The organism is Paenibacillus sp. FSL R7-0128 (assembly GCF_038002245.1).
In the GTDB taxonomy this organism is placed as follows: Bacteria; Bacillota; Bacilli; order Paenibacillales; family Paenibacillaceae; genus Paenibacillus_AQ; species Paenibacillus_AQ silagei.
In genome coordinates, this window is the sequence record NZ_JBBOCD010000001.1 from 1,394,158 (window position 1) to 1,414,510 (window position 20,353).

Sequence of the window (20,353 nt, forward strand, 5' to 3'; positions counted from 1 at the left end):
CCTGGAAACTACATATAAGCTGGACAAAAAAGGAAAGCCTTGGTATACTTCGGTAACCGCACACCTGTTCTTATTTCAAGACATCCAGAAGCATTTATACTTTCATCTAAGGAGCGGATTCACCATGATGGGCAAATCCCATTTAGTTATCAGCACCGGGGTTACCCTGTCCGCCATGAGCCTGCTAGGGCATGCTATTACCCTTCCTGCTGTTGCTGTCGCCGTCGTCAGCTCGCTGCTGCCCGATATCGACGAGCCGAATTCCATGCTGGTACGCAAGGCCGTGCCGGAGTTTTTGCTGCGTATTCTGCAGGTGTCGCTGATCGGAGCGGGCATTTATCTTTATTTTGCCGGGATAGCGGAGCCGCCCTGGAATATCGCACTGGCGCTGCTGGTGGGCAGCGTATCCTTCCTGCCCAGCCGCAGGCTGCGGCATCTGGTGATGCTGCTGATTGCGCTGGCTTTGTTTGCTTTTGCCGATGCCTATGATCCATGGAACTATATCGCCGCCTGTGTGCTGGTCGTAGCTTCCATAGTTCCTCACCGGGGAATCACGCATACGCTGTATGCCGTTGCCGGATGGGGCGCGCTGCTGTACTTCGTCTCCCTTGACATGAATGACGGCGGCAGCCTGTGGATTGCCGGGAGCCTGTCCTACGGACTGCATCTCCTCGCCGACTCCCTGACCCAGCGCGGGATCACCCCGCTGCCTCCGATTCCATTTAAGCTGCGGCTGAAGCTGATGAGCACTGGCACGAAGAAGGGCAACGCGGTGGAGAAAGTATGCGTGATGCTTACGCTGGCGCTGGTGTTGTATGTGTTCGTGCTTGTATAGCAGCGAACCCGGCAAGCATACGAAGGCAAAGAACCCCACTAGCTCTGCGCAGGATGCGGCAGGTTAGCGGGGTTCTTTTAAAAGCTATTCCTCAAGAAACACAAGTCCGATGAAGTCCTCCGGCTCAATACGGCCGAAGTAATGCTTCAGATCGAGATCAGCCAACGCCTGGCGGACCTCTGCTTCCTCATAACGCTTGCCGCGCAGCGCGTTCTCCACATCTGCCACATCGCCGACGCCGAAGAAGTCGCCGTAGATTTTAATCTCCCGGATGACCGAATCTTCAATATCCATGCGGATATCCACGAGCCCTGCCGGGAATTTGCGGGTGTGCTTCACGTTGCTTTTCGGCGAAAGACCGTAGTTCCAGTCCCAATTCTGGTAATGCTCCTTGGAGATTTCATTGATCCGCACCCAGTCGTCCATCGTCAGCTTGTACTGCGGCACATCAGCGGCCTCCATGCCAAAGATCGAGCGCAGCAGCCCCTCGCGGAATTGTTCAATCGTCATGTCAGGATTGCCCAGCAGCTCCTTGATATTGGCGACCCGGCTGCGCACGGACTTGGTGCTCTTCGACTTGAACTTCTCGGGATTCACGTTCAGGGAAGCCTGCACATCGTCCAGATTCAGGTCAAACATCAGGGTGCCGTGGCTGAACATGCGTCCGCGTGTGGAGAACTGGGCGTTGCCGGAGATTTTCTGCTCCCCGACCTGAAGATCATTGCGTCCGCTTAGCTCGGCATTCACGCCCATAGACTTCAGATAGTCGATGACCGGCTGGGTGAATTTCAGGAAGTTGTGGAAGGACTGGCCGTCATCCTTGGTAATGAAGCTGAAGTTGAGGTTGCCGAGATCATGATACACCGCGCCGCCGCCGGACAACCGCCGTACGACCTGAATGTTGTTGTCCTTTACATACTCCTGGTTGATCTCCTCGATCGTATTCTGATGCTTGCCGATGATGATCGACGGGCTGTTAATATAGAAGAGCAGGTAGCTCTCGTCCATCGGCAGGTTTTTGAGCGCAAACTCCTCAATGGCCAGATTGATCGATGCGTCTGTAATTCCAGTATTATCGATAAAAAGCATTCGTGATTCCTCCGCGTGACCATAGTAAACTGCTGTACTTATTCTAAACTAAAAGAGAGATTTCTTCAAAAAGGAACGGGAATGGCGGGTGGAGGGGCGGGGGCTATTGGCGGGTAGGATAGGGGAATAAGATGAATTGGCGTGGGTGGCGGATTGAAACGGTTGACGGATGAGTGTCTGAGCAGCATGAACAGGTGCGGCATGTATATAGCAGTTAAATGTATTTCGTGCAACTAAAGGATGGGAAATCAGCGGGTTTATCCGTTTAAATGCACTTTGTACAATTAAAAATAGGAGATGCGGCTATTATTTGAGATAGGGTTAGTTTTAGATGTACAAACTGCAATTAAAACGCACTCCGCGTGAATATCGGTCCCTTTAGTTGTAGAAAGTGCAGTTAGAGTATTCGCAGTTCGCAGCGGCCGTCACAAATAGCATCAGCCTTGAGATCAAGTCGGGGTTACGGGGCTATGCAGAAAGTTTACGGGTTCAAGGCAGGGTGCATAGGCGATATAGCATTGACGAATTTCCGGGAATTGGCCAATAATTGGGAGAACGGCGTTGGAGCTATGGATTAGTATAGCGGGCCTTACATAGAATTGAATGAACTGATAGAGCTTGAATGGACTATGAATAGTGTGGACAGGGAGGATGTATGATGGGAAAATATGGACACGGAAGATATATAGGACTGGAAAGATGGACGCGGCGGATATATACAATGGGGAAATATGGACATGGAGGCTATACATATGCTTGAAAAATACGGCCACGGCGGTGATCTGCTGACCGCAGCCGAGTTATACGGGGACAGCGGCAGCGGCTTCCTGGATTTCAGCGCCAATATTAACCCGCTGGGTCCGCCGCCGGGTGTGCTGGAACTGCTGCGGGATGCGGGCTCAGCGGTCACCGCGTACCCCGATCCGGGCCACCGCAGGCTGAAGGCGCTGCTGGCGGAGGACCTGGGTCTTGGCACGGATTGGATTACCGTGGCGAACGGGGCGGCAGAGTCGATGGCGCTGCTGCTGCTGGCGGTGGCTCCGCGCCGGGTGGGCATCGTGGAGCCGTGCTTCTCCGAGTACCGCCAGCTCGCGGAGCAGTTCGGTGCGGAGGTCTTGTCCGTTCAGGGGACCAGCCGGACGGATTACCGGGCTGCCGTGGACAGCATCTCCGGCCTGCTGGAGCAGGTCGATCTGCTGTTCCTCGGCCAGCCGAATAATCCGAACGGCGTCCAGTATCCGCTGGACGCGCTGCGGCAGCTCGCGCAGCAGGCGGAGACCTGCGGGACGGTGCTGGCGGTGGATGAAGCGTTCATCGACTTCATCCCGGAGGCGGACCGGCAATCTCTGCTGCCGGAGCTGGGGGCTTACCGTCATACGGTGCTGGTGCGCTCGATGACGAAGTTTTTTGCTATTCCGGGGCTGCGGCTGGGCTTCACTGCCGCGCATCCGGCTCTTGCCGCGGCCATGAGCGGCAAGCAGGTGACCTGGAGCGTGAACGGCCTGGCGCTGCTGGCCGGGGAAGCTTGCCTCCGCTGCGGCGACGGCTACGGGCAGGAGACGCGCGCGCTGATCGCAGCCGAGCGGCAGCGGTTGCGGGAGGGCTTGCTTGAGCTCGGCTGCGGCGTGCCGCCGGGCGAAGCGAACTTCCTGCTGCTGCGGCTGCCCGCTCCGTGGAGCGCGCAGGAGATGCAGCAGCGCCTGGGTGCGCGCGGCATCCTCGTCCGCAGCTGCGCGATGTACCCCGGCCTTGAAGCCGGGCATATCCGCGTCGCGGTCAAGGGCCGCGTAGACAACGACCGCCTGCTGCGGCAGATGGGGGAGCTGCTGCGGGCGGGATTGTGAGCAAGAACGGCGGCAGTGCAGGCTGCGAGCGCGCGAAGAGGGCTAATCGGAGCGAACGGAGAGGAGCGAAGGATATGAAGGAAGTAAAGGAAGTGCAGGAAGCGAAGGTAAAGCTGCCCTTTAAGGCCGAAGACGGGGAGCAGACGTACCGTAGTAAGGTGTGGCCCGGGCTGACGCTGGAATGGCGGGAGGGCCATCTGCTGATGGAGTTTCCGGCTGAAGCGGATAGTATATCGAGTGCAGTATATGGCGGAGGCGCGGGGCGTCTGAAACGTGCGGTGAACCAATACGTCAGCCGGGACTACGAATGCAGCAATCCGGTGCAGGATCTGGAAAACAAGCTTCAGGAATGGGGCTACCCGCTGGAAGGCTGCGCGGGTCTGATGACAGCAGTTCCGCTGGAGCACGCCGCTGTTGCCGAGGAGGATACGGGATCAGCGGGGATTTTCTGCTGCGTAACAGCGGCTGCGGGCAATGCTGCCCGGGCCGGGTCGCAGCGCAGCGTGCTGGCAGCCTACCGCGCGGGCACAATCAATATTATGCTCGGCATCGACGGCTGGCTGTCCCAGTCGGCCATGGTCAATGCTATCATGACGGCCACGGAAGCGAAGGCTGCGGCGCTGACAGACCTCGGAATCACGGATTCCGAGAATGGGCTTGGCGCAACGGGAACCACTACGGATGCCATTGTGATCGCAGTGAGCGGAAGCCGCCGCTATGCTGCGGAGCATGTGTATGCCGGAACGGCGACTGACCTCGGCGGAGCCATTGGCAGACTGGTGTACAGCGCGGTGACGGAGAGCCTGCGTTCGGTGAAGGCAGCGCAATCCGAGAGCAGGGCAGAGGCGGAAGCATTGCAGGCTGTACACGGAGTAAACTCGGAAGCATCGCAGGCAAAGCAAGGAGTACACGCGGGAGCGTTACAGGCTGCACATGGGGGGCACGCTGAGGTATCGCAGGTTGGGCACGGAGTACAAGCGGATGTGTTACAGAAAGCATACGGAGTACACGCGGAAGCTTCACAGGATGCACGGTCTGCTCAGCCTCATGCCGCTCAGAGCGGCGGCCGGGAATGACGAACACGGACTGCTATACAGAGCGGCGGGGTGAGCCAAGGTGAAGCTTGCTATCATCCTGCTCTCTGCTTATATTGTGGACCGGGTGGTTGGTGATCCGCGCAGCCTGCCCCATCCGGTTATTTACATAGGGAAGGTCATTAGTGCTCTGGAGCGGGGGATTCGCCGCTTCGCCGCAGCTCCAAGTGCTCTGAAGCGTGCCGGTATTCTTCTTCCGCTGCTGGTGGCGGGCGGCGCTTGGGCGCTGACCGCGCTGCTTGTTATGCTGCTCGCCCGCCTGTCTCCCTGGCTTGCCGGGCTTGCCGAAGTCTGGCTGATCTCGACCACCATCGCCTCCAAGGGATTGAAGGATGCAGGCATGGCAGTATACACCGAGCTGCGTTCAGGAGATATTCACACCGCGCGCCGGGCGCTGGGGATGATCGTGGGCCGGGATACGGCTCATCTGGACAGCCCGGAGATTGTGCGCGGTACGGTGGAGACGGTCGCAGAGAATATCGTCGATGCAATCATCTCGCCGTTGTTCTTCGCCCTGCTGGGCGGGGCGCCGCTGGCTATGGCTTACCGTGCGGTGAACACGCTGGATTCCATGGTCGGCTACAAGAACGATAAATACCGCGACCTCGGCTGGGCATCGGCCCGCTTGGACGATGTCGCCAACTACATACCGGCGCGGTTGACCGCACTGCTCTTAACCTTATGTGCTGCGCTCCTGCGGCTGGACTGGCGGAGATGCTGGCGCACCGTGCGCCGGGATGCCCGCCTTCATCCCAGTCCGAACAGCGGCTATCCGGAATCGGCAGTTGCCGGGGCCCTCGGCATCCGGCTGGGCGGCGAGAATGTATACCATGGCATCGTCTCCTTCCGCGCTTACATGGGTGATCCGCTGCGGACGATGGAGCCGGAGGATATTATTGTGACTTCGCGGATGATGATGTGGTCATCCGCAATATTTGTCTGCATCTGTGCAGCCGTTGCTCTGCTATGGCACGGGATCGGGGGCTGAGCGGGGTGAAAGCTGACCATTGCCAAGCAGAATGGAGTGGAGGTTCTCCTCGGGGAAATTCCAGCGCGCCAAGAAACCTGTTACAGCCAGTGCAAATGGAACTGGTGCTGCTGCGTCACGGCTATACGCAGTGGAACAAGGAGCGGCGCTATTTAGGCAGGACAGATCTCCCACTGCTACCGGGGGAAGCGCATCGGCTTGCTGATCTTCGGTTGCAGTCTGCACTTAGCGGGGAATTTCAGCAAGTCTATTGCAGCGACCTGCGCCGGTGCCGAGAGACTCTAACAATCCTGACTCCGCACCTGGAGCAGAAGGCGGTCTATGATTCCCGGATGCGGGAGATGGATTTCGGTGCCTGGGAAGGCTGCACCTATGAGCAGCTACAGGATAATGGACATTACCGCAACTGGATCGATCATCCCGAATCGGTAACGCCGCCGGAAGGGGAGTCATGGGAGGACTTCACGGGCCGGGTGGAGGCTGTCTGGGGTCAACTCCAGCGGGAAGCAGAGCTAGGAATTGAAGCAAGAGCAGAGACAGACGCAACAGGGTCTGTTGCTGCGCTGCCAGGTGCGGATTCGGCAAGTCGAGAAGAGTGCGTCCAAGGAAGAGATATGCCAAAGACCACAGCACGGGAGCTAGAGTCAAAGCAGGCACCCGTGGTTTATCGTGTGCTATTGGTGACCCACGGCGGTGTCATCCGGCAGCTGCTGGCGCGGATCATCGAAGGCGTGACATTCTATACCGCAGCAGCACCGGCTCCAGGTGAGGTTACGGTCCTGCATCTGCGGAAGGTTGGAGGAAGCTGGCGGATGGCAGCGGAGAATGCTAACGGGTGAATGAGGCGTAACTACTAACGCTGACGATTCCGCTATCGCAGATACTGAAGATTCCGCTAACGAATACGCTATCGCTAACGAGATACTGACGATTTCCCTGACGATAACGCAACCGCTGATGATTCCGTGCAACTGCTAACGGGTGATTGCACTATGTACATCAGATTGGTCTAATAACCGTGCCAAAACACGTTCTACTGTATTTCCTGCAACAGAATATCAGCAATTGCATCCATAACGGGCAAAATCCAAATTTCTAATGTACATAATGCAGCAGAACACGAAAAAGTGTCAATATACGCTAATCTGACTGTACGAAATACAATAGAACCCTCAAGAGAGCGCCCGAATGGTGTCTAGAGCCAACTGGTATAATCACATCATGTCCGTGTCCCGCCGCACCCGTCGTTTAGGTCCCATGTGGGTACTCGTAGCAGCACATCAGCATTCGGGTCCCATGCGGGCACTCGCAGTATTATATCTGGAACGTCTGGTCCGGGAGCATTGGCAGCCTCTCATCAGACATTCCGTTCTCAACAGGCGGGGACGCCTACCAGCACCGCAGGCGGCACATTCCCGCCCCTCATCTCCCACAGAACCACGCCCGGAAGAAAATCCCGGGGCGGTGGTTCTTTTTTTACGGCAAAGTCTGTGCCATGATAGCTATGGAGGCGATCACAGGATGTTTAAGGATTTCAAGCTCATTGCCGGGCGTCCGGTATCGATCCAGGTGAAGGATTACATGAAGCATCTCATCATCAAAAGTGCGCTCCAAGGCGGGCAGAAGCTGCCCTCCACACGTGAGCTGAGCACCTTGCTGAAGGTCAGCCGGAACTCGGTGATCTCGGCTTACGAGGGGCTGGAAGACGATGGCTTCGCCTACACCGTGCAGGGCCAGGGCAGTTATGTCGCACAAGGCGCGGCAGCGCAGAACGGTGCGGAAGCTTCCCCATGGACGCTGGACTGGACAGAGCGGCTCAGCAGCCAGGCGCTGCTCGCGGAGGAGCTGGACATTATGAAGCGGGGGATACGCGCGGAGAAGGGCACGATTTCTTTTACCAGCATCGCCCCGGATGAGCGTCTCTTCGATCTGGACCATGTGCGCAGAGCGTTTCTGGAGCGTATGTCCGTAGAGGGCAACGTTCTGCTGAATTATGGATATGCCAAAGGCTATAAGCCATTAATAGACTATCTCAAACAATATATGGAGCATAAAGGCGTGGATCTGCGCGGGAAGGATCTGCTGATTACGAACGGGTTCACGGAGGGCTTCGACCTGGTGCTGTCGGCTCTCGGCAAGCGTCATGGCACAGTGGTCTGCGAGAATCCGACGCATCATACGGCGATCAAGAATCTGAAGCTGCACGGCTTCGGAATTCACGGAGTCACGATGGAGCGGGACGGCATCCACCTCGGGGAGCTGAAGCAGGCGCTGGAGGCGCGGCCATACGACTGTGCTTATCTGGTTCCCTCCTACCATAATCCCACCGGCATCGTCATGTCTCCCGAGAAAAGACAAAGGCTAATGAAGCTGATGCAGGACTATAACGTGCCGGTGATTGAGGACGGGTTCAACGAGGAGCTGCGTTATTCCGGCGCCCATGTGGCTCCTTTAATTGCGGCGGCGGGCGGCGGGAACGGCGTGGTGTATCTGGGGAGTTTTTCCAAAGTCCTGTTCCCCGGGCTGCGGGTGGGCTGGGTGCTGGCGGATGAGGAGCTGATCTATTATCTGGAGAGCGTCAAGCGGGCGCGGACCATTCATACCTCGACGCTGGACCAGTCCATACTGTATCAATATCTGCTGGGCGGCAATCTGGAGAAGTATCTCAAAAAAGCCCGGCTGGAGTATAAACGCAAATACGAGCTGACCCTGGCCTGCTGTAAGGAGCATATTCCATATGCCTCCTTGTCGGGTGATGGGGGGCTGCATCTGTTCGTAACGTTCGCGGAAGGCTTCAACACAAGGGAATTGCTGGCGGCTTGCCATGCGCAGGGGGTTATTTTTACGGCGGGAGACATCTTCTTCACCGACGGTGCAGGTCAGAACACGCTGCGGCTGGGCTTCTCCAGGGTGGCGGATGAGGATATCGTGAGGGGCATTGCAATCATCGGGAAGACAGCACGGCAAATCATGGGAGAATGAGGTGCGGATATGCTAAGAGTAGGTGTGATTATGGGCGGGGTGTCGTCCGAATATGAGGTGTCGCTGAAGACCGGCAGGGAGATGCTGAAGGCGCTTGATCCGGCAAAATACACAGCGGTTCCGGTACACATTACCTCGCGCAAAGAGCTGTTGGAAGGGGCAGCGGGACTGGACTTCGCTCTGCTCGCCCTGCATGGGGCCTACGGGGAAGATGGTACGGTGCAGGGAGCCCTGGAGACGCTCGGAATCCCGTATTCCGGTAGCGGGGTGCTCGCAAGCAGCTTATGTATGGATAAAGGGCTGGCCAAGACGGTCATCCGCAGCAAAAGCATCCCCACACCCGATTGGCTGTGCTGGGACAGCATGGACGAATATGCCCCGGAAACCGTGCAGCGGCTCGGTTATCCGGTGATGGTGAAGCCGAATTCCGGCGGGTCCAGCATCGGCATGACCAAGGTGAATCATCCACAGGAGCTGGCGGGCGCGGTAGAGAAGGCTTTTGCTTGCGCGGCAGAAGGCGCGGTGCTGATTGAACACTACATCCCGGGACAGGAGATTACCTGCTCCATTCTGGGGGGAGAAATGCTGCCGGTCATCGGGATTCAATCGCTGGGTGCGGACTGGTTCGATTATGAGGCCAAATACGAGCAAGGCGGAGCGGAGGAACGGATTTTTCGTCTGCCGGATGCGTTGCAGGAACAGGTGCGGACGGCGGCGTTAACCTGCTATCAGGCGCTCAAATGTGCAGTGTATGCACGGGTGGATATGCTGCTGCAGGATGGCATCCCTTATGTGCTGGAGGTAAATACATTGCCAGGAATGACGGCAACCAGCCTGTTGCCCCAGAGTGCAGAGGCAGCCGGGATGGACTTCAGCAGCCTGCTGGATGAGATTATTACCGGATCACTGCGGGAGCGCGGGGGGCTGCAAGGTGCATCTGGAGAGGGAGCGCGGACTGTAGAATATGGAGGTGTCAGGCTATGAACACGATGAGAAGGGACAATGCCTTCATCATTAATCCGCGGTTACAAGAGATTCCGCCTTCGGGCATCCGGGCTTTTTTTGATCTGGCTGCGGGTAACAACGATATTATTTCACTCGGTGTAGGTGAGCCGGACTTCGCTACACCCGAGCAGGTAAGAGCAGCCTGTATCCGTGCGCTGGATCGGGGGGAGACGGGGTACACCTCTAACAGCGGACTGCCGGAGCTGCGGGAGGAGATTGCGGGTTATATGCAGACCAGCTTCGGATTGCGTTACGATCCTGCGGATGAAATCTTGGTTACGGTGGGCAGCAGTGAAGCGGTGGATCTGGCGCTGCGGGCCTTCATGGCTCCCGGGGATGAGATTCTGATTCCTTCTCCGGGATATGTTGCTTACGCGCCTATCGCCTACCTGAACGGCGGGACGCTGGCACCGGTGGAGACGAAGGTGGAGGAAGGCTTCAAGCTTACGGCAGAAGCCTTGCGCAGAGCGATTACCCCACTCTCCAAGCTGCTGATTGTGAATTTTCCGAGTAATCCTACGGGGGCGGTTATGACTTACGAGGACTGGCTGCCGGTGGCTGAAGTGGTGAGAGAGCATGACCTGATCGTCATTTCCGATGAGATCTATGCCGAGCTGACCTACGACAGCAAGCATGTAAGCATCGCTTCCCTGCCCGGGATGCAGGAGCGGACGGTGGTGATCAGCGGGTTTTCGAAGGCTTTTGCCATGACGGGCTGGCGGGTGGGTTATGCCTGCGGGAACCGTGAGCTGCTCTCGGCCATGCTGAAGATTCATCAATACACCGCCATGTGCGCCCCTGTACCGGGACAGATTGCTGCTGCTGAAGCCCTGCGCAGTGCGTTGCCGGATATGGAACGGATGAAGGCGTGTTTCAAAGAACGACGCTCGCTGCTGGTGGAGGGCCTGCGGTCTGCCGGATTGTCCTGCCATATGCCGCAGGGGGCCTTCTATGCCTTCGCTTCGATCGGCCGCACCGGGCTCGGGTCAGAAGAGTTCGCCTTGCGCCTGCTGCAGGAGGCAGGAGTTGCCGTGGTGCCGGGCCATGTGTTCGGAACTGGAGGGGAAGGCTATATCCGCTGCTCCTACGCCGCTTCTACGGCGAAGCTGACCGAAGCGCTGGAGCGGCTGGACGACTTCATGAAGATGTCAATGCTGCATAGTGTTGCAGGTAAAAATGTAATTGTAAGATGATTTCATATCACCTATAATCCTTAAAGGAAGAAATAGGGATATTGTAACAGCATTCCGGCTCTGTGCTGGATCAGGAGGCCCCCTTCTTCATTTGGAGGGGGGCTTTTGGGCTTGTCTTTGGGGGAAGGCTGGGGAGCCAGTGGGAGCTTGATGGTGCTGAAAGTTGGCGGGCGGGTAGGCGGTTGGCAGGTAACTAGGTAATTGTGGCGGGATGTAGGCTGGCGTAAGAGAGCAAAGTAGGCGGGGGAGGAAAGAGAGGGAGAAATCCTTTTGATCCTATTGTGCTGAGGTGCACAAGTGCACCTGATTTCGGCGAAATGGGGCCAGGCGGTCGAATAAGGGGTATTAGTGCACCTGATTTCAGCGAAATGGGGCCAGGCGATCGAATGAGGGGTATTAGTGCACCTGATTTCAGCGAAATGGAGCCAGGCGGTCAAATGAGGGGTATTAGTGCACCTGATTTCAGCGAAATGGGGCCAGGCGATCGAATGAGGGGTATAAGTGCACCTGATTTCGGCGAAATGGGGCCAGTCGATCGAATGAGGGGTATAAGTGCACCTGATTTCGACGAAATGGGGCCAGGCGGTCGAATGAGGGGTATAAGTGCACCTGATTTCAGCGAAATGGGGCTAGGCGATCGAATGAGGGGTATTAGTGCACCTGATTTCAGCTAACTTGACCTACCACACGCTACACCATTCCGCCACCCCCGCACACCTGCACCCGCATCCTGCAACTTTTACACTGTATGCTCATACAGTTGCATCACCTCCAAAGAAGCATTTTGACTAAATTTCTCCTTCTCATACAGGCTTAGCCCCTTCTGTTCGCTAATGAGCGGCATGGCCTGCAATACTTGCGAATTTAAACTTCAATGACTGTTACACAACTTCAACGTAACCTGATCAGCAGACACAGATGTATTCTTGCAGCGGGAGCCCGCTTCCGCACTATCTAATAGGAGGCATTATTAATGATCTCAGCCATTCAAGAAGTAACCGGACGGATCGCCCCGCCTGACGAAAAAGCTACCCTGCGCGCGGTGCTCCGCCTGAACAGTCTGACCAAGCCGCCCGGAAGCCTCGGGCGGCTGGAGGCGCTGGCTGTCCGGTTGGCCGGAATCTCCAAAGTAGAGCAGCCCTGCTACAGCAAACGAACGGTAGTGGTTATGGCCGCAGACCATGGGGTCTGCTGTGAAGGCGTCAGTGCTTTTCCGCAGGAGGTCACCATGCAGATGGCCTATAACTTCCTCAGCGGCGGGGCGGCTGTGAATGTGCTGGCCCGTCAGGGCGGTGCTGAGGTACAGTTCGTGGACATCGGGATCAACGGCGATATCGAGCACCCGCAGCTGATTAACCGTAAGGTCCGCCGGGGCACAGACAATATGGCAGCAGGCCCGGCGATGAGCCGGGAGGATGCACTGCGCGCGATTCTGGCCGGAGTTCATGTGGCGCAGGAGGCGGTGAAGAACGGAACGGAGATTTTCATTACCGGGGAGATGGGCATCGGGAATACGACAGCCAGTGCGGCGGTCTTGTGCGCACTCGAAGGCATTCCGGCAGAGACGGCGGCTGGGCGGGGGACAGGCATTAACGATGAGCGGCTCCAGCACAAAATCTCGGTAATCGAACGTGCCCTCCAGGTAAATAACCCCGATCCCGCTGATCCGGTTGATGTGCTCGCCAAGGTCGGGGGGCTTGAGATTGCCGGTCTGGCCGGGCTGATTCTCGGAGCGGCGGCCCTGCGGATTCCGATCATTCTGGACGGCTTCATCTCCGGGGCGGCAGCCCTGATCGCCCGGGCACTGGCACCGGAATCTACAGCGTATATGATCGCTTCCCATGTATCTGGTGAACAGGGGCATAAGCTGATGCTGGACCGCCTCGGTCTGGAAGCGCTGATCGATATGGGCCTGCGGCTGGGAGAAGGCACTGGGGGCGCGCTGTGTTTGCATTTCATCGAAGCGGTCTGCCGGATTATGCGTGAGATGGCAACCTTCGAGAGTGCGGGCGTCTCCGGATCGGAGAGCGTATGAGCATTCTGGTCACAGGCGGGGCACGCAGCGGCAAAAGCGGCTTCGCCGAGCGTCTGACCCGCAAGCTGGCTGACTCGCGGCAGGCGGTCTATGTGGCAACCGGACAGGCTTTTGATGCGGAGATGGAAGCGCGGATTGCGTTGCACCGGCAGCAGCGGCAGGCGGACGCGGACGGCTTCCAGTGGGAGACACTGGAGGAGCCGCTTAAGCTCGCAGCACTGCTGGAGCAGCTCTCCGGCAGCGGCCAGACTGTGCTGGTGGACTGCCTGACGCTCTGGCTGTCGAATCAGCTGCTGGCTGTGGAGGAGAGGAGCGACAGGCAAAAATTCGTGGAGGATGAAATTGCCGGTCTGGAGCAGGCGGTCTCCGGCTTCGAGGGAACGGTGATCCTCGTTACCAATGAGGTTGGTGGCGGCATTGTGCCGGAGTATCCGCTGGGCCGGCTGTACCGTGATTTGGCCGGAAGGATGAACGCCCGGCTTGCTGCCCGGTGCGGGCAGGTATTTCTTGTTACCGCCGGAATCCCGGTTGAGCTGAGAAGCCGGGAGTATCTTCTGTGAGTGCGCGGGGGAGCGCCGCAGCCGCGTTTCAGTTCCTGACGCGGTTTCCGGTCAGAAGCAGCGGGGAGTTCTCGCCGGAGCTGCTGCGCGCGAGTGTGGTCTATTATCCGCTCGTGGGGGCAGCCATCGGCCTTAGCACGGCGCTCGGTGCCGCAGCGGCAGGCTGGCTGCTGCCGGCTTGGCCTGCCGCTGTCGTCACCCTCATCCTGTGGGTGGGGCTGACCGGCGGGCTGCATTTGGACGGCTGGATGGACACTGCCGATGCCCTGCTCAGCTACCGCTCCAGGGAGCGGATGCTGGAGATCATGAAGGACAGCCGTGTCGGCGCTATGGGCGTGCTGGCCTGCGTGCTGCTCCTGCTGCTGAAGGCCTCGCTGCTGGCGGCATGGCTCGAAGGCGGCAGCTTCAGCCTGCTGCCGCTGCTCCTGCTGCCGCCGGTCTGGGGCCGCTGGTACATGGTGCGGGCGATGGCCCGCTATCCCCTGGCCCGCGGCAATGAAGGGCTGGCCGCCACCTTCGGCGGGCTGCCTGCCCGGCAGGAGCGGCGCGCGGGCCTGAGCGCCGCACTGCTGACGCTGGCCGCTGCCGCTGCGCCTCTGGCGCTGGGCGCGGGCGGCGGGGCCTGGCCGCTGCTGGCGGCTGTGGCCATCCTGGCGCCGCTGGCTGCGGCGGCCTGCGGCCGGCTCGCTGCGCGGCGGATTGGCAGCCGGCTCGGCGGGCTCACCGGCGACGTCTACGGCGCGCTGGGCGAGCTGCTGGAGACGGTGGTCCTGCTTGTGCTGGTACTGGCCCAGCACAACCTGCCTTAGCGGGCTGCGCGGCAACCGCCCGCGTCCGTCTGAATTATGCGCCGTGCCTACGCAGCATTTAAGCGCCGCTTCGCGCCGCGCACGTAGCGAACAATTAGTGATACATGTATTCTGTGCAACTAAAAACAGTGAAACGGCAGGCTTTCTTCTTGTAACTGTAGTCTGTACAACTAAATTTACCTGAATGGGCGAAAATCCAGATATAGAGGCGGTATAAATGTACGAAATACAGCTAAAAGGAAATTCGGCGTCAGACCAAGCGATTTAGTTGTACAAACTGCAATTAGGCCACCCCTTGCACCCTAACCGGGGCACGGCGAACCCTGAAGGACTGAAAAAGTAAATTCGATGGGCCAAATGTATGCGGAAAACCGAACACAATCGGTAGCGCGAAGGTAATCCGGCCAAATGTATGCGGAAAACCGAACACAATCGGTAGCGCGAAGGTATTCCGGCCAAATGTATGCGGAAAACCGAACACAATCGGTAGCGCGGAGGTATTCCAGCCAAATGTATGCGGAAAACCGAACACAATCGGTAGTGCGGAGGTAATCCGGCCAAATGTATGCGAAAAACCGAACACAATCGGTAGCGCGAAGGTAATCCGGCCAAAGTATGCGGAAAACCGAAGACATACTATGTGATTTCGTGTAACTAATCGCTGCTTCGCCCTGTCCTTGTGCGCCGCGCCGGCCCTACACCTATACGCCGCATCGCCGGCGACCAACACCTGCGCAGCCGCTAAGCGCCGGCAGCAGCAAGAAAGCGAGGAAGATGAACATGGAAGATACAGCCTCATATATAGGCGCAATAGGCGCAATAGGCGCACTAGGCGCAGCCCGGTCAGCGGAATCCGGGTCTCGGCGGCCCGGCGCGGTGCTGATGATCCAGGGGACGGCCTCCGATGTCGGCAAAAGCCTGGTCACCGCCGCCATCGGGCGGATTATGACCCGGGACGGCTACCGGACCGCCCCGTTCAAGTCGCAGAATATGGCGCTGAATTCCTATGTCACAGCGGACGGCAAGGAAATCGGCCGCGCCCAGGGGATGCAGGCGGAAGCCTTCGGTATTACGGCTACCAGCGATATGAATCCGATTCTGCTGAAGCCCTCTGGGGAGATGAGTGCGCAGATTGTCGTGCATGGGGTGCCGCATGCCGCCCTCAGCGCGAGGGAATACCGCGAGAAGTTCCTTCCCGAAGCTAAGGACACCGTAATGGATGCGCTCGGGAGGCTGCGGGAGGCTTATGATATTGTGCTGATGGAAGGTGCGGGCAGTCCGGCGGAGATCAATCTTAAGAGCCGGGATATCGTCAATATGAATCTGGCCGGCTGGGCAGATGCGCCGGTGCTGCTGGTCGCCGACATTGACCGGGGCGGCGTCTTCGCCTTCATCGTCGGCACCCTGGAACTTCTGGAACCGCATGAACGCGCCCGGGTCAAGGGCTTCATCATCAATAAATTCCGCGGGGATGTCTCCCTGTTACAGCCCGGACTGGACTGGCTGGAGGAACGGACAGGCATTCCGGTGCTGGGAGTGCTGCCGTTCCTGCCGCAGCTGCGGATTGAGGCAGAGGATTCCGTAGTACTGGAAGGAACGTCCCGCCGCCAGCGGGAGGAGTCCGCGAAGGAGCTTGATATCGCGGTCATCCGTTATCCGCGGATCTCCAACTTCACCGACTTCGATCCGCTGGAGGAGGAGCCGGATACCGTCTTACGCTACGTGCAGTCGGCAGATGAGCTGGGAACGCCCGATGTAATTATCCTGCCGGGCACGAAGAATACCGCTGCTGACCTGCACTATCTGCGCGAGCAGGGTTTCCCTGCTGCAATCGAGCGTGCGCTGGAGCGGGGAACGCAACAGCTTGCCGGAATCTGCGGCGGATATCAGATGCTGGGCTTGAAGCTGCTAGATCCCCATGCCGTAGAGAGTGCGGAGCCGGGAGAGAGCGAGGGGCTGGGCTATCTGCCGCTCTCGACAGCTTTTCTCCAGTACAAGACCACGGTGCGGGTGAGCGGCGGGCTGGCTGCGGATCATCCCCTGCGGTTAAGCACCACAGCCAATGGTGTAACACCGGAAGTTTTGTCTATCGCTGGTTATGAGATACATATGGGAACAACCACGAACCACGATCCGTCTTCTGTACTCAGTCTCTTTACGCTGGCCGGACCGGAAGGACAGGCTGTGCCGGAGGGTTGGGGAACCCGGGACGGTAGAGTCTGGGGCAGCTATCTGCACGGGCTGTTCCATAACGATGCCCTGCGCCGGAGCTGGCTGAACGGACTGCGCAGCTCCAAGGGGCTGACACCGCTAACGGCGACCTTCTCGGCTGCCGAACTCCGTGAACAGGAATTTGACCGGCTGGCAGATGCTGTGGAGTCCCATTTGAATATGGCTGCGGTATATGCAATCATGGGCCTGCCGGGAGGGGGAGAATAGCGATGCTGCTTGCCGTGCTGCTGTTTGTCGTAGCTGGTCTCGCCGAGATCGGCGGCGGATACCTCGTCTGGCTCTGGCTGCGGGAATCGCGTCCGCTATGGTACGGGTTGGCAGGTTCTGTTATCCTGATCGCCTATGGCATCATCCCGACCCTGCAGAAGTTCCCTTCGTTTGGCCGGGTATACGCCGCTTATGGCGGAGTATTCATCGTGCTGGCTGTACTGTGGGGCTGGCTGGTGGACCGCAAGACGCCGGATCTCTACGACTGGATCGGAGCGGGCATCTGTGTCATCGGGGTATCCGTCATTTTATGGGCGCCAAGGCACTGAGCAACAACCTTCACTTTTCCAAAAAAAAGCAGTTCCAAAGGCCACATCGCCTCGGGAACTGCTTTTCTATTGTATTAGCTGGTCCGGCGGATTTCAAGCTCTGTATCAGCATCAGTATCAGCGTCAAAAATAGTTGGATTTTCGGCACTTGTTCATGCACCACTGGCACCTTACCAAGCAATAGTTGGAAAAAAGGCACTTAAAAAAGCTGGAATTACCGAAAAAAGAGAATTCATCCGAATATAAGTTACACTTTTCCAACTAAAACCCTCTAACGTTCCAAAATTGCCGAATTAAGATACATTTATCCAACTAAATCCTGCATCACGCTAACGGCAACAGCATTCACAGAGGTCCCAGCACTCCCTTCCACTAAACAAGATACCGTTTGAAAATCAATTCACACTATAAGCGCTCCCGCTATCTCCACATAACCGCTCTTAGCACCCTCAAATCTTAAACTGCTGAGCGGCCTTCTGCAGCTTCACGGCCTGCTGGTAGAGGTGCTCGACAGTTAGGGCGTGGCCCTCCAGCTCTTCATGCTGGCGTGCCGAGTTGTCGGCAAGCGTGTCTGCGTTCTGCTGAGACTTGGCGGTAATCTGCGCCGTTTCTTCTACAGAGGCACTGACTTCCTCGGTACCTGCTGAGATCTGCTGGGTTGCGGCAGAGACGGACTGGATGCTGTGATTGATGCTCTGAATGAGGATCAGCAGGTGGTTGAAGGCGTTGCCGGCTTCGACCACCTTATTCACTCCGGAAGCCACTTCAGCGTTGACATGGTTCATTTCGGATACGGACTGGTTCATATCCTCCTGCAGACTCAGCAGGAATTCACGGATCTGCTCATTGGATTCCTTGGACTGCTCGGACAGCTTACGCACTTCCCCGGCCACCACAGCGAATCCGCGGCCATGCTCCCCGGCACGGGCAGCCTCAATGGAAGCATTCAGCGACAGCATCTGAATCTGCTTGGTAATCTCGGTAATCCCCTGCACGACTTCACCGATCATCAGCGAGCGTTCGTTCATCAAGCGGAACTGCTCCAGCGACTGTTCGGAGGCCTGCTCTACCTGGCGCATCTGCTCCACTGCACTCTGGGCAATATCATTGCCGCTCTGGGCTTCGGTGGACGCCTCGCTGATCTGCTCGGTGACCTCACCGGCGGCGGAGGCAATATGCTGGATGCCCATATTGATCTCATCCATCGCGCGGGAGTTATCCATGGCACTGCTGGCGATCATGGTGCTGCCCTTGCCGATCTCCTCCACAGAGGCCGCTGAATGTTCAGCCATCTCATTAAGGATCTGGACACGCGTCTTCAGATCATTGGAATCGGCCACTACGGTCCCGGAGGTATCCAGCACATGTCCGATCATCTCCTTCAGGCGCTCACTCATGATGCGGAAGCTCTCGGAGAGCTGTCCAACTTCATCTGTGCCCTTGAGGGTGAGCGCTTCGGTGAAGTCGCCGCTTGCCAGCTTGTTGCTGTAGGCCGCAAGCTTAGTGATCGGGCGGGTAATTCTGCGGCTCATGAAGCCAGCGGCAGTGACGCCTACCACCAGCGCCAGCAGGGTAATTCCTGCGCTTGTCCACAGGATGCTGCTCATTTTGTCTTGGACGAAGTCCATATCTGCGCTTGCGGCTACAATCATGGTCGTTCCGGGAACGCCGACATAGGCACTTTTATGTATACCGTGGCTATCACTATAGATTTCACTAAGCCCTGTCTTTCCTTTGGAGGCTTGCTCCATGGCAGGTGATACTTCTATCGCTTCATCCGGTTTGAGCTTGGCGCCGTGATCTGCAGTCAGGACAGTGGCCTGGCCATCCTTCAGATTGATGAGGAAAAGGGTATCCACATCCAGCTTTTTACGCTTGTCCTCCAGATAGAATTCGACATTGGTCCTGGCCTGCTCGTTCTTGTTCAGGGTCTGCTGCGCACTGGTAGCATTCAGGTTCTTATAGGTATCCTGGGCGGCGGCAGTCAGAGACTTGTTGATCTGCGGAATGACATAGCTGTTAATGGTGCCGATAGATATAATGTAGAAGCTGATACTCAACGTAAGAGAAGTGAGTAGCAGAACGACGAACAGCAACAGCGTAAACTTGCGACTAATTGATTTTTTGAAGCCAAACATGGCATTCGCTCCTTTTTACGTGAAATGCATCTTAATCTCATTATTCTATAGAATTAACCTCCGGTTGAATAGTGAAAATTTGCAATAAACTGCATTATTTTCAGAAATAACTGAATATTTAATGACTCTATCACCAATTCGCCAAAAAGATGCAACGAAATGCCGTTTTTCTGAAAATTTAAAATTTCATAGCATGTTAGCTTTGTATGTGATAGAGTAGTAATGTTTTGTTTTCATGACTACTGCGATCCGCGGTTCGTAACCATCCCGCGTAACCAAAACTAGGAGGAATACCAGGCATTATGTTTAATTTGTTGTGGGGCGTTTGTTTTGTTGTCGTTAATTTTGGTTTTTTTCTGCTGTGCTACCGCTTATTCGGTAAAAAGGGGCTCTACGCCTGGGTCGGCATGGCGACCGTAGTCGCTAATATCCAGGTTGCCAAGACCATTGCGATGCCGTTCGATATTGTGATGACGCTGGGCAATACGATGTATGTCACGCTCTATATGACCAGTGACCTGCTCAATGAGCGGTACGGCCGGGCTGAAGCGCGGAGCGCTGTGTGGTTCGGCTTCTTCACGCTGCTGATGACGACCGTCATTATGCAGATGGTGCTGGTGTTCAAGCCGCAGGAGACGGACATTGCCCAATCTGCGCTGCAGACGATATTCGGCCTGATGCCGAGACTGGCGCTGGGCAGTCTGACCGCTTATTTTATCAGCCAGTTCCTGGATGTACGGCTCTACGCCTGGATACGAAAATATTACGGCAGCTCTAAGCAGCTATGGATCCGCTCGAACGGCAGCACGATGATCAGCTCCTTTGTCGATACGCTGATCTTCTGCACGATTGCTTTTGCCGGAACCTATGACATGAAGGTATGGACCGAGATTCTGCTGACCACCTACCTGTCCAAGTTCATCCTCACGGCCGCCGGTACGCCGGTGCTGTATCTGGGCCGTTCCTTCAAGTTTGCGGAAGAAGAGCAGAAGCCTGTTAGCCGGGACTAAGCC

16 protein-coding genes are annotated in these 20,353 nt (G+C 57.1%); 14 read left to right on the forward strand and 2 right to left on the reverse strand.

Annotation, left to right across the window (positions count from 1 at the left end):
• Nucleotides 1-124 precede the first annotated feature (124 nt).
• Nucleotides 125-835: a metal-dependent hydrolase gene (locus NST26_RS05875; RefSeq protein ID WP_036727589.1), complete on the forward strand. Its 711-nt coding sequence runs from the start codon at nt 125-127 to the stop codon at nt 833-835.
• 84 nt (nt 836-919) lie between these two features.
• Here NST26_RS05875 and NST26_RS05880 read toward each other — a convergent pair whose 3' ends face one another.
• Nucleotides 920-1,924, reverse strand: coding sequence for a lipoate--protein ligase (locus tag NST26_RS05880; RefSeq protein ID WP_340978800.1), 1,005 nt, complete (start codon nt 1,922-1,924; stop codon nt 920-922).
• A 752-nt stretch (nt 1,925-2,676) separates the two neighbouring features.
• Here NST26_RS05880 and cobD point away from each other — a divergent pair.
• The 12 genes from cobD (at nt 2,677) to NST26_RS05940 (ending at nt 17,202) form a co-directional block, all read left to right on the forward strand.
• Nucleotides 2,677-3,768 (forward strand): threonine-phosphate decarboxylase CobD, encoded by a 1,092-nt coding sequence (gene cobD / locus NST26_RS05885; protein ID WP_340978802.1) that lies wholly within the window; start codon nt 2,677-2,679, stop codon nt 3,766-3,768.
• 74 nt (nt 3,769-3,842) lie between these two features.
• Nucleotides 3,843-4,844, forward strand: a complete 1,002-nt coding sequence (locus NST26_RS05890; protein WP_340978804.1) for an adenosylcobinamide amidohydrolase — start codon at nt 3,843-3,845, stop codon at nt 4,842-4,844.
• A gap of 40 nt (nt 4,845-4,884) precedes the next feature.
• A complete protein-coding gene (gene cbiB / locus NST26_RS05895) occupies nt 4,885-5,850 on the forward strand; it encodes an adenosylcobinamide-phosphate synthase CbiB (RefSeq protein WP_340978806.1) in 966 nt (321 codons plus the stop codon).
• Nucleotides 5,851-5,945: 95 nt separating this feature from the next.
• Nucleotides 5,946-6,689 (forward strand): histidine phosphatase family protein, encoded by a 744-nt coding sequence (locus NST26_RS05900; protein WP_339254290.1) that lies wholly within the window; start codon nt 5,946-5,948, stop codon nt 6,687-6,689.
• Between the two features lie 682 nt (nt 6,690-7,371).
• Nucleotides 7,372-8,832, forward strand: a complete 1,461-nt coding sequence (locus NST26_RS05905; protein ID WP_340978808.1) for an aminotransferase-like domain-containing protein — start codon at nt 7,372-7,374, stop codon at nt 8,830-8,832.
• 9 nt (nt 8,833-8,841) lie between these two features.
• Nucleotides 8,842-9,816: a D-alanine--D-alanine ligase gene (locus NST26_RS05910; protein WP_340978809.1), complete on the forward strand. Its 975-nt coding sequence runs from the start codon at nt 8,842-8,844 to the stop codon at nt 9,814-9,816.
• Entirely contained in the window at nt 9,813-11,030 is a 1,218-nt protein-coding gene (locus NST26_RS05915) for a pyridoxal phosphate-dependent aminotransferase (RefSeq protein WP_340955448.1), read from the forward strand. Before NST26_RS05910 ends, NST26_RS05915 begins: the two co-directional genes overlap by 4 nt.
• Before the next feature lie 973 nt (nt 11,031-12,003).
• Nucleotides 12,004-13,065, forward strand: coding sequence for a nicotinate-nucleotide--dimethylbenzimidazole phosphoribosyltransferase (gene cobT / locus NST26_RS05920; protein WP_340955446.1), 1,062 nt, complete (start codon nt 12,004-12,006; stop codon nt 13,063-13,065).
• Nucleotides 13,062-13,625, forward strand: coding sequence for a bifunctional adenosylcobinamide kinase/adenosylcobinamide-phosphate guanylyltransferase (gene cobU, locus NST26_RS05925; RefSeq protein ID WP_340978810.1), 564 nt, complete (start codon nt 13,062-13,064; stop codon nt 13,623-13,625). Before cobT ends, cobU begins: the two co-directional genes overlap by 4 nt.
• Entirely contained in the window at nt 13,622-14,434 is an 813-nt protein-coding gene (gene cobS / locus NST26_RS05930; RefSeq protein WP_340955443.1) for an adenosylcobinamide-GDP ribazoletransferase, read from the forward strand. Before cobU ends, cobS begins: the two co-directional genes overlap by 4 nt.
• An 882-nt stretch (nt 14,435-15,316) precedes the next feature.
• Nucleotides 15,317-16,873: a cobyric acid synthase gene (locus NST26_RS05935; protein WP_340980806.1), complete on the forward strand. Its 1,557-nt coding sequence runs from the start codon at nt 15,317-15,319 to the stop codon at nt 16,871-16,873.
• Between the two features lie 2 nt (nt 16,874-16,875).
• Nucleotides 16,876-17,202 (forward strand): YnfA family protein, encoded by a 327-nt coding sequence (locus tag NST26_RS05940; RefSeq protein WP_036727604.1) that lies wholly within the window; start codon nt 16,876-16,878, stop codon nt 17,200-17,202.
• A gap of 449 nt (nt 17,203-17,651) precedes the next feature.
• On the opposite strand, the gene NST26_RS05945 is transcribed toward NST26_RS05940, so the two are convergent.
• Nucleotides 17,652-19,340, reverse strand: coding sequence for a methyl-accepting chemotaxis protein (locus tag NST26_RS05945; RefSeq protein WP_340978812.1), 1,689 nt, complete (start codon nt 19,338-19,340; stop codon nt 17,652-17,654).
• A 302-nt stretch (nt 19,341-19,642) separates the two neighbouring features.
• On the opposite strand from NST26_RS05945, the gene NST26_RS05950 reads away from it, so the two are divergent.
• Nucleotides 19,643-20,350, forward strand: coding sequence for a queuosine precursor transporter (locus tag NST26_RS05950; RefSeq protein WP_076081866.1), 708 nt, complete (start codon nt 19,643-19,645; stop codon nt 20,348-20,350).
• Nucleotides 20,351-20,353 lie beyond the last annotated feature (3 nt).

Excerpts from the sequence above, each read along its gene's own strand:
- NST26_RS05875 (WP_036727589.1), top strand. The coding sequence starts at position 125 with ATGATGGGCAAATCCCATTTAGTTATCAGCACCGGGGTTACCCTGTCC.
- NST26_RS05880 (WP_340978800.1), bottom strand. The coding sequence starts at position 1,924 with ATGCTTTTTATCGATAATACTGGAATTACAGACGCATCGATCAATCTG.
- cobD (WP_340978802.1), top strand. The coding sequence starts at position 2,677 with ATGCTTGAAAAATACGGCCACGGCGGTGATCTGCTGACCGCAGCCGAG.
- NST26_RS05890 (WP_340978804.1), top strand. The coding sequence starts at position 3,843 with ATGAAGGAAGTAAAGGAAGTGCAGGAAGCGAAGGTAAAGCTGCCCTTT.
- NST26_RS05900 (WP_339254290.1), top strand. The coding sequence starts at position 5,946 with ATGGAACTGGTGCTGCTGCGTCACGGCTATACGCAGTGGAACAAGGAG.
- NST26_RS05905 (WP_340978808.1), top strand. The coding sequence starts at position 7,372 with ATGTTTAAGGATTTCAAGCTCATTGCCGGGCGTCCGGTATCGATCCAG.
- NST26_RS05910 (WP_340978809.1), top strand. The coding sequence starts at position 8,842 with ATGCTAAGAGTAGGTGTGATTATGGGCGGGGTGTCGTCCGAATATGAG.
- NST26_RS05915 (WP_340955448.1), top strand. The coding sequence starts at position 9,813 with ATGAACACGATGAGAAGGGACAATGCCTTCATCATTAATCCGCGGTTA.
- cobT (WP_340955446.1), top strand. The coding sequence starts at position 12,004 with ATGATCTCAGCCATTCAAGAAGTAACCGGACGGATCGCCCCGCCTGAC.
- cobU (WP_340978810.1), top strand. The coding sequence starts at position 13,062 with ATGAGCATTCTGGTCACAGGCGGGGCACGCAGCGGCAAAAGCGGCTTC.
- NST26_RS05935 (WP_340980806.1), top strand. The coding sequence starts at position 15,317 with ATGATCCAGGGGACGGCCTCCGATGTCGGCAAAAGCCTGGTCACCGCC.
- NST26_RS05940 (WP_036727604.1), top strand. The coding sequence starts at position 16,876 with ATGCTGCTTGCCGTGCTGCTGTTTGTCGTAGCTGGTCTCGCCGAGATC.
- NST26_RS05945 (WP_340978812.1), bottom strand. The coding sequence starts at position 19,340 with ATGTTTGGCTTCAAAAAATCAATTAGTCGCAAGTTTACGCTGTTGCTG.
- NST26_RS05950 (WP_076081866.1), top strand. The coding sequence starts at position 19,643 with ATGTTTAATTTGTTGTGGGGCGTTTGTTTTGTTGTCGTTAATTTTGGT.